Genomic DNA, 12,800 nt, shown 5'->3' on the forward strand with positions numbered 1-12,800 from the left:
GCCAGACTGGCGCTGCATGCTCATGGCACCCGCCGCCACACAACCCGCGCCGAAGTGGTCCCGACCAATAAGACGTCGGTGCCACCCGTGGGCAGCTCCCCAAGATCCAGTGTCACGCGGACAGCCCCGGCCGCGGTCGCCTCGACGGTGCTCCGGACGAGGCCGACGGTAACGTCTTCGCCTGGTTGGAATCCGGCCCCGGTCACCTCGATGGTGTCTGGTGCGTGGCGGTGCCGGGCCCGACGAGGCGCAGGCGACTGAGCAGCTGACTCAGGGCGCGGTGTGCGGGCGGTATCAATGATGTCGGTGAAGGTGCTGCCGTCGGACTCGTGGATCTCGACTCGGATGGTCCGCGTGCGGTCCGCGGTGAGGACGTCGAGAAGCTCCCCGAACCGGCCTTTCGTCCACGGTGCCGTTGGCGAGGGCGGCGGATACTCGGCGCCATCCAAACTGACGGTAAGGACCCCGTAGGGATCGACCGTGATGATGGCCAGCGGCAGGCTGATTGGCGTCTCGTCGGGGTCCGCGGAGTGACTGTGGTGAATACTCATGCCCATCAGGTGCACCGCGCACCCCAGACGTCAGCTGGTCATACGAGTCGTGGTGTCGAAGAGGGCGAGTTCGTCGGGGTGCAGCTGGTGCTGGCAGACGAACGAGCGGTCTTTGATACGCCAGAGGCCCTGCCCGACCCCCAGCCCTGGCAGGAGTTTCTGCTCCGTGCCGGTCAGACCGAGGGTGCGGGCGGTGGTGCCAAGCTGGTCTGATTCTTGCCGGTAGATAATTCTGGTCTCCGCGTTCGCGAGGAGGCTGTTGGCGAGGGATCGCATGGCGGACCCTTGGTCGCCGACGTTTTCCAGGTCGGTGAGTTTGTGGAAGATCAGCATGTTGGCGATGCCGTAGTGGCGGGCCAGCCGCCAGTGCGCATCCATGCGCTTCAAGAGGGCGGGGTGGGACATGAGGCGCCAGGCCTCGTCGTAGATGCACCACCGTTGCCCGCCCGCCGGGTCCAGCAGGGCGGACTCCATCCACGCGCTGGAACACGTCATCAGCACGGAGATCAACGTGGAGTTCTCGGCGACGCGGGAAAGGTCGAGGGAGATCATCGGCAGCGTGGGGTCGAAGGTGACTGTGGAGGGGCCGTCGAAGAGCCCGGCCAGATCGCCTGCAACCAGGCGGCGTAGGGCGTGGCCGACGAGGCGCCCGTCCTCGGCGAGCCTCCCGTCTGGGTCTGCTGATGTGCTGGGGTTGAGGATGTGGTCGACGACCATGGGCAGGATCGGCACGTCATTCCCGCGCACTGTTTCGGTCAGGGCGGTGTCGATGGCGGTGTGCTCCAACGGCGACAGGGGTCTGGTCAGGACGGTTTCGGCCAGTGCGCCGATGAGGTCGCGGCGTCGGGATGCGATGGTGGAGGCCCATTCGACATCCTCCATCCCTGCGGGCCGGTATCCCTCATCCAACGGGTTGAGCCTGGTCGACAGGCCGTGTCCGAGGACGATGGCCCGGCCGCCGACGGCTTCGGCGACGGCGGTGTGTTCTCCTTTCGGGTCTCCGGGCACGTAGACGCGGCGCCCGAATGGGAGTGAGCGGGTGTAGAGGCTCTTGGCCAGTGAGGACTTCCCGGAGCCGACAATCCCCGCAAGGACCAGGTTGGGTGCGGTGATGACGCCGCGGGCGTAGAGCACCCACGGGTCGTACACGAAGCTGCCACCCGAGTAGAGGTCCTGCCCAACGAACACGCCATCGGAGCCCAGTCCGCCTTCGGCGAGGAACGGGTAGGCCCCGGCCAAGGTCGCGGACGTATCTTGATGGCGCGGGAGCCGGAACTTGCCCGGTGAACGCAGTTGAGCGGGTCCCGGCTCACCGGCGGCAGGCAGGTAGGTCGTGGCCTTCCGTTCGGCGCGTTCCGCGTCGGCCTTCGCACGGGCCGCTTCACGTTCGGCGGCACGCTGCTCGGACTGGAGCCGGGCCGCAGCCTGACGGCGCCGCTTCCGCAGATGCCGTCGTTCCTTCGCCGGAGCGACGAGGACCGCAGTGTGCAGGGTCTCAGGTTCGTGAGCGGTCACAGTCCCAGCCCCCGCGACTGCTTGACTGCGGCGACGCCCGAATGCTCGAACCAGGACCCGTCGGGCACCGCCCTCATCTCTTCAGCATGAGCGATGGCCGGACGGGTGGGTTCGTCGTCCAGGACGTCGTCGGGCTCGATGGTGTGGAGCCGGTAGAGGCCCACGTGGCCGAAAGAGTGGTTGTAGGTCATCTGGTAGTCCCCGTATCGGACTTCCCGATCCAGCATGCCTGCGGGTGGGAGGTCGTAGACGTGGCCGTTCTCCATGGCCGCGTCTGTCGTCTCGTCCCCGTAGTCCCAATTCTTCAAGTACGTTATTGCGGCGTCGGGGCCGTCGCGGTCGATCATGTCGAGCACCTCATCGGCCTCCGACCCTTGAAGAAACACCACGGAGACCCAGCGACGCACCGGCACCTGTTCGGTTGAGGGCTCGCTGTGCCAGGCGATCCGCCCGGCTGCCGACATCGCCACGTTGAGCCGGTCCTCCGCCTGGTCGATCAAGGTTGCGGTCTGGTGGAGTTCGTCCGCGGCGGCCAGAGCATCGGCAGATCCGGACGCATGATCCCCATAATCGTCGAACGCCAGTTCCCGGTTGCTGGCGTGAGCCGATGCGAGCTGGTCGAGGACCTGCCGCAGCGACCTCACTCCCGACAGCAGGTCACCGAGCACCGAGTACATGTCCTGCGGATGCTCAATGGTGCGGGTGGCGTGCGCGAGCCCGCGTAGCGCCTCGGAAGCTTCCCCGGCGTCCGCGCCGGGATCGTAGAACGTGGGCATGACAGCCTCCCTCATGGTCGTGTGGGAAACAGGTGCGCCACTGGACCCGTCAAGATGTCAGTGCCCATCCGTACGCTTGAGCTATGACTTTCCCAGCCAACGTGCTTCGCGTCGCCATCGCTTCACCCTCCGACACCACCGGTGCCCGCGACGCCGTCGAGAAAGCGCTTCACAACTGGAACGACGCCAACACCGTCTCGAAGCAGATCATTCTCCTGCCCTGGCGGTGGGAGACATCCTCAGTACCGTTGCTCGGAGGACACCCGCAGGCCCAGATTAACGAGCAAGGCGTCGACGGTGCCGACATCGTGATCGCCCTCTTCGGCAGCCGCCTGGGTTCTCCAACACCTGATGCGGTTTCGGGAACAGTTGAGGAGATCGAGCGGTCTGTTGCCACTGGAAAGCCTGTCCACCTCTACTTCTCCACGGCACCGCTTCCACACGATGTAGACACTTCGCAACTCGAAGGCTTGCGACAGTTCCGAGAGCAGATCAGCCAGAGAGGCCTCCTGGGCGAGTTTGCCAACCCAGGCCAACTGGAGCACGAGGTCTGGAAGGCGATCGAGTTCGACATCGCCAAGCTCAACCTCGGAGCACCCACGCTCCAGCGAGAGCCAGCAGGTGTTCGCATTCGCGTCCAGTCGCAGCAAGAACAGGAAGCCACCGGGCTGGATAAGCGCGGCAAGATGGGCTACAAGACGAAGCGATGGTTCGAGGTTTTCAACGACGGCAGCGAGGACGCCGTGGACGTCACCTTCGATGCCGAGGCTGACTCCGGACTCATGCGGATCATCCCCCCGTCGGCCCCGGTCACTCTCCAAGCGGGAACCTCGTGGCGCTTGCCGGTCGCGTACTCGATGGGTACTGACGGTCCGAAGTTGAAGGTGGCATGGCTGGAAGACGGCGAACACCGTGAAAGGACCTTCGACGTCCAGTAGATCTCACACGACTCGGCACAGCGGCAGTGCCGCGGCGGTGAAGGCTCGGGCTTGCTGGCCGACGAGGAGCCGGGTTTCGCAGGAGGCTTGGATGGCGGCTTGCTCGATGGCGGCGACCGCAGCGTCGAGGTCTTCTGCGTTGGGCGCTGACACGGAGATGAGTCCGGTGTAGCGCAGGACGCCGTGGCCTGCGGTGAGGTCGGCTTCTTGCTGGAGGACGTCGTGGTATTCGGCTGTCTGGGCGGCGTCCTCGATCTGCCCGATCTTCTGGCGTTGCGCGGCGTCGGAGATGTACTCGGTCTTCTTCTTCCGGATGTCGCGCGCTGCCTGGTCGGAGCGCATCGGGGTGCAAAGCAGGGAGAAGGATCGTTGGATGCCATTCGACAGCAGGATGGGCGCGAGGAACCCCGGGTAGACCATGGAGCGCGGCCACTCCGAGATCCAGAGGACGGCGTGGTGGGCGGAGTCCGTGCGGAGCCGGTTCCAGGATTCGTTGACGGCGACGGGCCCTGCGGTGGCGAGGTTCTGGCCGAGTTCCCCGTGACGTTCCAGAGCGGCGGCGACGGCGGGGTCGTAGGCGGAGCGCAGGATGACGGCGATCTGTCCGCAGGTCAGCCACGCCGACGGCGCCAGATCGGCGGAGCGCAGCGCGGCGACGAGAGTGTTCATTTCTTGGCGGAGGACGGCGGCGCCGCCGCGGATGCCGCCGCCTGCGGTGCGGATCTGCCGGGCGGCGGCCTTCATGTCCAGTGACAAGGACAAGGTGGTGGCGTGGCGTTCTCCTGCGGGCCCGGCCCGGTCGATCAGCTCACTGTAGGTCGTGGATGCCCACGACGAATCGTGGGTGCCGTGGGTGGACCACCATTCGGCAAGGCCCGTGCCTGAATCCGGCAGGGTGCGTTCGAGAACTTGGAGCATGGAGACCCGCCCGGACCGGCACACGGTAGCCAGCACCCGGCTCCAAGAGGTGACACGGCGTTCTTGTTCGCCGGGGTCCAGGAGGACGAATGCCGGGTGCGTCACGGAGATGACAGCGGTCAGGGTGGCGGCAGCTGGGTCGTGGATCATTCCGGCCCCGGTGATGGGGTCGCGGTACTCGCGCAGGCGCGCGGTGTCCCCGGGCAGGGCGAGGGTGCCCGCGGGGCGAGGTTTGACGATGCGGCGGCGGTAGAGCAGCTGGCCGCCGGTGGTTCTCCACATCCACCAGAAGCCGACGGGCACCCATTCGACGATCGGGCGCCCGGAGACCGGTATCCAGGTGAGGGCTGCGGACAGGAGCCAGATGGGTGCGGTCAGCGTGATGAGGATGCCGCCGCCTGCGTAGAACGCCCATACCAGGGAGACGACCCCGACACCGAGTGTCACGAGCTGGGTGGCGGAGAGGCCAAGGAGAATGCCGCGGCGGGTCAGCCGGGAGAACTTCAGCGGCACCAGCTCTGTCCCGGGAGCATTGTTTGACGTCATGACGGGTCACTCCTTGAGTGGCTGGGGTGCGGGCGGATCGACGGGTGGCTTCGGGTCAGCGGGCGGCGGGCCCTGTGGCGGTGCGGGGTCGCTCGATGGCGGGTTCGGCTGCGGCGTCGCGGGCGGCGCTGGCGCGCTGGGATCGTTCTGTGCGGGTGGCGTGGGGCTGCCTGTCTGGTCGGCGGCGTCAGCGGCGGACTCGGCCTGGTCGCCGACTTCGTGACCGAGCGTGGGACCGGCTTCGGCTGCGTCTTTGACGACCTCGGCGGCGACGATGACTGCGGCGGCGGGTCCTGCCGAGGCCGCGGCGCCTCCTCCGGCCCCGGCGGTCTCGGTGGTGGCCGCGGCCGACCCTGGTGCGGTCGCCGTGGTCGTGGGCGGTGGACCTCCGGTCGGCGGCGGAGAACCACCGCCACCCGAGCCTTCGCTGTCGCCGCCGTCGAGGATCTTCTTCACCCCGTCCGACTGGGGCTTGGTGGGGACGGGGATGGGCTGGTTGAGGGCGTTCTTGGCTTCCTGCTCGGTGCCCATGGCGTGGTAGAGGTCGAAGCCGAGGAAGGAGATGAACCGGTAGACCATGTAGGGGGCGAACGCGGCGATGAACAGCAGCACGATCCCCGAGATCGGTTCGGTCACCGCCGACAGGTCCGCCTCGATGGGGGTGGCGACCTGGGTGATCGCGATCAAGAAAACGACGACGAGGACGAGCTTGGAGACGATCAACGCCACCACGAACGCCGCCCATTTGCCGATCCAGGAGCGGGTGACATCCCATGCGGCACCGGCGAACGCGACCGGGGCCAGGACGATCGCCACCAGCAGCAGGGCTTTGCGGATCAGGAGACTGAACCAGACGATGGCGACCGCGCAGATCATGAGCCCGGCGAGGAAGATCGTTACGATCGCGCCCACCCCGGGTGCGGCGATGTTGATGCCGGTGAGTCCCGCGGTGAGCAGGGCGATCTTGTCGCCCATGGTTCCGGTGGTTTCCCCTGCGGCTTGGACGATGCCGATCGAGAGTTGGTCGACGATCTCCAGGGCGGTGGCGGTCAGGGTGGTGACGAGGAAGGACCCGAGGACGGCTTTGCCCGCCCCCAGGGCTGCTCGGGCGAGGGCGGAGGGTTCTCGGCGGATGAGGCCGAGGATGAGTTGGAAGCAGAAGAAGAGCAGGACGATGAGCACGCCGATGCCGAAGAGCAGGTTGTACACGTCCAGGTAGCCGTCTGCCGTGACGTCGACGAGAGTGGTGGAGTCGAAGACTTTCCACATGGCCTCGATGAGCCATCCGGCGGCCTGGCCCATGGTGGAGGCCAGCCAGTCGAAGGGCGCCGACACGAGGGTGGCGGCGGCTTCACCGGCAGCGTCGCAGACCGTTGAGATGACGGGAACATCGCAGACACCCATCACAAACCTCCCAAGATGAAACGGAGCGTGGCTGGCCTCAGACCTGCTGGCCGACGTTCCAGAAGAAGTTGATGAGTGTGACGGCAGCGCCGCAGATCACGGCCGACCCGCAGGAGACGAGGACGCCGATCTTGCCGCGCCCGGCCAGGTGCGGGTTGGAGGAGTTGGCGCCGAAGCCCCACACGATCGCCGAGATGATGAGCGCCAGGACGGACAGGATGAGCCCGATGGTCATGACGGCGCCGACGATGGTGCGCAGCTGGGAGATGCCGGGAAGTCCGGAATCGTTGGGGCTGATGTTGATGTCCAACGGCACCAACACGGGCAGCTGGATCAGGGCGGATGCGAGGTCGATCATGAGGAACTCCCGGATGGTCGGCCACCCACGCAGGGGTGGCAGAGGAATTGCGGTCGACCAGCAGGTGCACCCGTCTCTCCAGGACAGCAAGACGCCCGCCTCGGAAACGATCCGAGACGGGCTGAGGTGGTCTGTTGAGGGTTGCTGGGCGGGGTGGGTGAGTCAGTTGATCCAGGCGACTCCGGCCCCGCCAGCACGGCGCCGTTCAACGCATGGGGATGGGCCGTTCAGTCTCCGTGTCTGGTCCGCAGTTTGGTGTCCAGTCGTGCCATGAGCTGCGAAGCAGGATTCTTCCCCTTCGGGGCGGGAGGGTAGCGGCGCAGGACGTCGACAACTATCGAAGGCGCGTTGCCGCAGACCTTGTCCAGTTGAACAGCGGCGGCCTCAGGGTTCCCATCGGCGTCGATCTGCGCGATGAGTGCGAGGTTTGCGTGAGCCCGCAGAATGTGGCCGACCTGGGTGGCCTTCGAGATGGGATGAAGGTACGCCGCCGATGCAGCATCACCGGCGGCTTGCGCGGCGAGACGGGAGACGTCGTCTGGTGCTTCCTTCGCGGCCCGGTGAGCATCCAGCGAGGTGACACGCTGACGCTTCGAGCGACCGGCACCGTCGATGAACTCTCGGGCTGCGGCAATTGCGGCTTGAGGGCGCGGATCGTCCGGCACGGCTTCCGTGAAGCGAGGCAGAACGCTCTCCGCGGCTTCTGTGACAAAGCGGGCGACCGCGCGTAGCTCATCCATGCTCAGGTCAAAATCTCCGCTCACCGGGGTCACTGGCCAATCATCTCACTCTGGTCTGCTATCGCCGTGCGACTCAGAGTTGCTGGCCCAGGTGGATGAGCCAGTTGATCCAGGCGACTGCGGCCCCGGCGAGGATTGCTGCGCCCAGGGCGACGAGGACGCCTGCTCGGGCTTTGGCGGCGACGCTGGTGTTGCCGGTTCCTGTGGCGATGGCCCAGATGATGGCGGAGACGATGATCATGAGGACCGCGATGACCAGGACGATGGTGAGGGCGGCGCCGATGACGGTTTTCAGGTCGCCGATGCCGCTCAGGCCGTCGAAGTTGGGGAACACGTTCATGACAGGGCTCCTTCTTTGACGGTGATGTGGAGGTGGTCGTAATGCCCGCCGGTGATGTCGGTGGGGTCGTGCATGCCGCCGCCGTTGTAGGGGCGCCAGCCCTCGGCGTCGCGGTCGATATTCCAGATGGTGCCCTGCCAGATGAGGTACTGGACGCCGAGCGTCTTGGCGTGGTCTTTGACCCAGTTGGTGACCTCCCACCCGGCCGCGAGCTGCGCCGGTGTGGGGCGCTTCCCGATGGGGTTGCCGAAGGTGATGTCGCAGGCCCGCCCCAGTGGGTGCTCGGATTTCGTGCCGGTGCGCGGTGAGTAGCAGGACCACGAGGTGTCGGGGAAGGCCTGCTTCGTCTGGGCCATGACGTAGGCCATGCGCGCGGTGATCTGCCCTCCGGTGGTCGGATCGTCCACCAGCTTGTCGGGGTTGCCTCCGGGGAAGGCGGCGGGGTCGCCCGCCGTGGTGGAGGTTGAGCAGCCGTGGCTGTCGGTGCCGCCGGTGGCTTCGGGCAGGTCCGCAGCGTGGTGCTGGTTCAGCCAGGGCGCGGGGTCGATGGCCTCACTGTCGGTGCCGCCAGGGCGGACCTCGAAATGCAGGTGTGGCCCGGTGGAGTGCCCGGACGATCCGACGTCGCCGATGTGCTGGCCCGCGGTCACCTTCTGCCCCGGGGTGACGTGGATGCCGGTCTGCCACATGTGGATGTAGGCGGTGGCCAGGGTGGTGCCGTCGATGTGGTGTTCGATGACGATGATCCCGCCGCCCGCCTCGGTGTAGCGGGCGACGGTGACGGTGCCGTCGGCGGCAGCCATGATCGGTGTGCCCTGCGGGGCTGCGAGGTCGATGCCGGAGTGGATGCGGGATTCCCCGTAGATCGGGTCGACTCTTGGCCCGAACTGCGAGGTCTGCACCCAGGTGCCCTCCGGGAGTGGAAAGACGACCCGGGAGGTTTCACCCTTCACCACGGGTGCCACGCCAGGGCCATCACCCATCCCGCCGGTGGTGAGGGTGGTGAGGATCTTCTCGGCGACGGGCGCGTAGTTGTCGTACCGGTCGGGGTAGGCGGAGACTTCCACGGCCTGGGCGGCCTCGCCTTGGCCCATCTGCTCCCAGCCGGGAATGTCCAGTAGCCCGCGGGGTGAGGGGTAGTTGGGGCCTGTGGCGCCACCGAAGAACGCCTTGACCTGGTAGGTGGGGTCCATGAGCTGCTTGACGGTGCCCCATCCGGATTGGGGGCGCATCTGGAACAGGCCGAGACTGTCGTGGTCGGAGCCGTTTCCGTCGTTCGGGTAGTCCCCGGATTCGGGGTAGGTGCTGGTGTTGGCGAGCATCCGCAGCGTGGACTCGGTGAGCGCGGCCATGAGGGCGATCTTCAGCCCGTCCCGCGTGACTCCGTCGATTGTGGAGCCTTCGGTGATGATGGTTGCGGCGTGGGTGAGCTGCTGGTGGTTGAGCGTGAACGTCTCCCCGGCCGCGGTGGTCACCTCCAGCGATTCTGGGACATTCCCGACCGCGACTCCCGGGCCGCTGGTGGTGGTGCAGGCGGCGTTGGCGGCGGGATTCATGACCAGGGCGACGCCGACGAGTCCGAGGGTGGGCCCGAGGAACATGAGAGTGGCGGCGAGAATGGTGAGCTTCTTCAACATGACGTGGCCCCCCTGTCAGTCCAATGGGTTGTCGAGCCCGGACAGGCGCAGCAGGTAGCAGTCCCTACCGGGAGGGCAGGCGATGAACACCGTGAACGCCACGTCCTGTTCGGCCGAGGTCGGTTTCCCGTTCCAGGTGCCGTCGCGGTGGCGGGTGCCGTGGATCGTGTAGGCCGTAGCGCCTTCGGGGAGTTGGCCTGGGTGCGCCTGCTGGACGGCCTGCGGCCACGAGTCCGGGACACGGATCGAGTCGATGGCGAGGGTCTGGGTGGTGGCGTAGGGGCGCAGCTTGGCCCAGGCCTGTCGGGTGGGCAGGTAGGTGGCGAGGTCGGCGGCGAGCCCCGCCTGCTCGGTCCCGGTCGGGTCGCCCACGTCGAGGAGGGCGGACGTGTAGTCCAGGGGCATGAGCCCGGTGGTGGTGTCCCAGGTGAACAGGGCGTGGGCGACAGTGCCCGCAAACGTCTCCGGGTCCCGGCTGGCCCGCACCGGCGGCACCACCGGCCGCGACGGCCTGGGTGAGACGCCAGGCGATGGCGCCGAAGGCGAAGATGTCTCGGTCGTCGGGGCCGTGTTCTCCGTCGGCGTCCGGGTGGGGCCGGTGAGGAGTCCGTAGACGCCGAACACCACCAGTACCACGAGTGCCGTTCCCGTGGCGATGAGGACGATGAGTCGGCGTCGGGCGCGCAGGTCAGCAGGAGTCTTCATGACCGGCAGGTACGCCACGCGCCCCCGGCTCGTCAGATGGCCGTGAGCCTGGGCCGCTGTTCGGCGTCTGCCGGGCTGGTGAGGGCGGTGCGGATCTGGTCTGCGAAGGCCGTGGCCTGATCGACGAAGGTGAGGAACTCGTCGATCTCGGTGCTGGTGAGCTTGTCGACCAGGACGGCGACGTCGAAGTGGTCCCACCAGGTGGGAGTGAAGGACTGCCAGGTGTGGACGAACGTGCGAGGCGGCCACGCCTCCCGATCCTCAACGACGGGCGTCTGCGTCCGCGACGTGACAGGACGCTTCTTTCCTGCGCGCTGCTCGGACCGGAGTTTGGCGAGCGCCTCCTCGGCCAGGCGTGCCGCGTCCTGTGAGCGGGAGGTGGTGACAGTGGTGGTGAGGTCGCGGACGCGCTGCCATGCCGGATGCACGGGCGCGCCCTGCTCGATCTTCTCCAGCTCTTCGGCAGCCTGGCGGCGGACGTGCTCGGGCTGGCCGGGATCGTTGGCGGTGTCTTGGAGCCAGGTGACCTTGTCCAGCGTGGCGTAGGAGGCGCCGCCGGGGATCATGTCGGCTGCCTGTTTCCTGCGCTCACCAGACGATTGTGACGGTCCCGCAAATTTTGCGGGACCGTCGTCTCCGGGCTGATGGTCACTGGAGAACCTCGTCGCTTCTCGGCGTCGTTCGGCGTCCTCGCGCAGCAGGTCGGTGATCTCCCGGTAGAGGGCAGCCTGCTCCAGTTGGGTGAGCGGCTTATGCAGGACGTTGTCGTCCTGCTCGGCCAGCAGGTGTGCGAGCGGGTCCGAGATGCCTGAGCGCACCCAGACTCGGACGGTGTCCCACCCGAGCCTCCTGATTGCCGCGAGCCTGCGTGCTCCGCATACGAGGACGCCGTCGGGGGTGATGGTGATCGGCTGGAGCAGCCCGTACTTCTGGATCGAGGCCGCGAGGGCGTCGAGGTCTCCGAGGTCGTGGCGGTGGCGTGCCCCGATCTGGATCGAACTCACGGTCCGTTCCAGTTCGATGTGCCCGTCGGTTGCGGCCATGGCATGTCACCTGGCCCTGCCCGGGGCTGCCAGCGCGATGGAGAGGATGAGGTCCTCATCGTGGAGGATCGAGCAGACGGGCTCCCCGATGACCAGGCGCATGAGAACCCCTCGCCCGGCAGGCGTGGCCTGCAAGGCGGGGTGCGGGTTCCCGAGCAGGGCGTGGAGCAGGACTGCCCAGGTGTTGCGCGTCAGGTCGAGGAACGCCAGGGCGTACTTGTCGTGGCGCAGCGCCTCGTAGGCCGACATCCGCGAGCGAGTCCTGGACAGGGCGGTGGTCACGTAGTGGATCGCGGTGCGGGCCGTGTCGGGCGGCCAGCCGAGCCCGGTGAACAAGGCGACGCACTCATCGACCGCGTTCAGGGCCGAAAGCTCCTCGGCCTGCGGCCCGGTGCCATCACTCTCATCCTCCGTGTCGGGGTCGTCGATGTGGTCGTAGACGTGGAAACACGGGTGGTAGTCCGACAGTGGGGTCTCCCGGTCGGACATCCGCTCGGGGTCGTGGACATCCTCGTACTTGCGGCGGCGGGCTTGATGGGTCGAGCACAGCAGGCCTTGGCCGCGTTCCTCGGCGACGCAGGTGATCTGCACGGCGCGGGTGACCACGGCCCAGGGGTCGCGCGCGGTGCGGGTGGATTCGTTGCGCATCGCTTCGAAGGCGGCGCTGGCGGCCTCCCATGGGTCGAGCCCGTGTTTGCGGGCGAGCCCTGCGTATTTGTCGGCCGCGAAGGCGACGAGGCTGGCGGCGGTGGGGTCGTGCTCCCAGCTGGCTGGGCCTGCCTCGTGGAGCCGGACGAGGACGTGGCGCAGGCCCTCACTGGTCGTGAAGTCCTCGCCCTGTTCAGGGTGCTTGATCGTGGTGGTCATGGTTGGTGGCACCTCCTTGACCCTTAGGTGCGCACCGGCTCCCACACCGCCAAGCGAGCGGGGCAACGGGCGACCTTGCGGGTCGGGCCGCTGGGGGTCAGGGGATGCCGACCGCATCGCGGGTGGTCGCGCGGTCCGCGTGCCCGCGGCCGAACGCGGAGACCGGCGGCAGCCTGCGGGCCCGCACCGCCAGCCTGCGGGCCCGCACCGCCAGGGCGCGGGCGCTCGTGGTGGCGGCGTGGCGGGATCGGCGGGCTATCTCGGCCTGGAAGTCGATCCCCGCGCCCGCCATGCGCGAGCCGGTGCGGGCCATCAGGTCGGTGGGACGCACCCACTCCACCCCACGCCCCACTCGGTGCTCTCGGCTCAGCGCCGGGTCGACCGCCGGATTGTCCCTTTGGGCGGTGTGGCGGGCTTCGAGGGCGTCCGGTGTGCCAGCGGCGCCCGCGACGTCCCCGACTA

At 67.6% G+C, this 12,800-nt stretch carries 14 protein-coding genes; 1 reads left to right on the forward strand and 13 read right to left on the reverse strand.

Annotated elements, in window-relative coordinates; genetic code table 11:
* Nucleotides 1-20 precede the first annotated feature (20 nt).
* Genes JS278_RS04010 through JS278_RS04020 form a run of 3 tightly spaced genes read right to left on the reverse strand, consistent with a single transcriptional unit; the run spans nt 21 to nt 2,842 of the window.
* Nucleotides 21-551 (reverse strand): hypothetical protein, encoded by a 531-nt coding sequence (locus tag JS278_RS04010; protein WP_245935193.1) that lies wholly within the window; start codon nt 549-551, stop codon nt 21-23.
* A gap of 30 nt (nt 552-581) precedes the next feature.
* Entirely contained in the window at nt 582-2,066 is a 1,485-nt protein-coding gene (locus JS278_RS04015; RefSeq protein WP_114044068.1) for a VirB4 family type IV secretion system protein, read from the reverse strand.
* A complete protein-coding gene (locus tag JS278_RS04020; protein WP_114044069.1) occupies nt 2,063-2,842 on the reverse strand; it encodes a hypothetical protein in 780 nt (259 codons plus the stop codon). The genes JS278_RS04015 and JS278_RS04020 overlap by 4 nt, the downstream gene beginning before the upstream one ends.
* 83 nt (nt 2,843-2,925) lie before the next feature.
* Between JS278_RS04020 and JS278_RS04025 the strand changes: the two genes are divergently transcribed.
* A complete protein-coding gene (locus JS278_RS04025) occupies nt 2,926-3,780 on the forward strand; it encodes a DUF4062 domain-containing protein (RefSeq protein WP_114044070.1) in 855 nt (284 codons plus the stop codon).
* A 3-nt stretch (nt 3,781-3,783) separates the two neighbouring features.
* Here JS278_RS04025 and JS278_RS04030 read toward each other — a convergent pair whose 3' ends face one another.
* The 10 genes from JS278_RS04030 to JS278_RS15795 all read right to left on the reverse strand — a co-directional run bounded on the left by JS278_RS04030 (nt 3,784) and on the right by JS278_RS15795 (nt 12,669).
* Entirely contained in the window at nt 3,784-5,244 is a 1,461-nt protein-coding gene (locus JS278_RS04030) for an SCO6880 family protein (RefSeq protein WP_114044071.1), read from the reverse strand.
* Between the two features lie 6 nt (nt 5,245-5,250).
* Complete coding sequence (locus JS278_RS04035) at nt 5,251-6,648, reverse strand: TrbL/VirB6 family protein (RefSeq protein ID WP_114044072.1); 1,398 nt, start codon at nt 6,646-6,648, stop codon at nt 5,251-5,253.
* A 37-nt stretch (nt 6,649-6,685) separates the two neighbouring features.
* A complete protein-coding gene (locus tag JS278_RS04040) occupies nt 6,686-7,006 on the reverse strand; it encodes a DUF6112 family protein (protein WP_114044073.1) in 321 nt (106 codons plus the stop codon).
* 227 nt (nt 7,007-7,233) lie between these two features.
* Entirely contained in the window at nt 7,234-7,779 is a 546-nt protein-coding gene (locus tag JS278_RS04045; RefSeq protein ID WP_114044074.1) for a putative immunity protein, read from the reverse strand.
* Between the two features lie 40 nt (nt 7,780-7,819).
* Nucleotides 7,820-8,086, reverse strand: a complete 267-nt coding sequence (locus JS278_RS04050) for a DUF6112 family protein (protein ID WP_114044075.1) — start codon at nt 8,084-8,086, stop codon at nt 7,820-7,822.
* Complete coding sequence (locus JS278_RS04055; protein WP_114044076.1) at nt 8,083-9,723, reverse strand: M23 family metallopeptidase; 1,641 nt, start codon at nt 9,721-9,723, stop codon at nt 8,083-8,085. The genes JS278_RS04050 and JS278_RS04055 overlap by 4 nt, the downstream gene beginning before the upstream one ends.
* 15 nt (nt 9,724-9,738) lie before the next feature.
* Entirely contained in the window at nt 9,739-10,428 is a 690-nt protein-coding gene (locus JS278_RS04060; RefSeq protein ID WP_114046104.1) for a hypothetical protein, read from the reverse strand.
* A gap of 32 nt (nt 10,429-10,460) precedes the next feature.
* Nucleotides 10,461-11,471: a ParB N-terminal domain-containing protein gene (locus JS278_RS04065; protein WP_114044077.1), complete on the reverse strand. Its 1,011-nt coding sequence runs from the start codon at nt 11,469-11,471 to the stop codon at nt 10,461-10,463.
* A 6-nt stretch (nt 11,472-11,477) separates the two neighbouring features.
* The gene (locus tag JS278_RS04070; RefSeq protein WP_114044078.1) at nt 11,478-12,338 is read right to left on the reverse strand and encodes a hypothetical protein; all 861 of its coding nucleotides are present in this window, start codon (nt 12,336-12,338) and stop codon (nt 11,478-11,480) included.
* 97 nt (nt 12,339-12,435) lie between these two features.
* Nucleotides 12,436-12,669: a hypothetical protein gene (locus JS278_RS15795; RefSeq protein ID WP_147243147.1), complete on the reverse strand. Its 234-nt coding sequence runs from the start codon at nt 12,667-12,669 to the stop codon at nt 12,436-12,438.
* Between the last annotated feature and the right edge of the window lie 131 nt (nt 12,670-12,800).

This window comes from Acidipropionibacterium virtanenii (assembly GCF_003325455.1).
Lineage (GTDB): Bacteria > Actinomycetota > Actinomycetes > Propionibacteriales > Propionibacteriaceae > Acidipropionibacterium > Acidipropionibacterium virtanenii.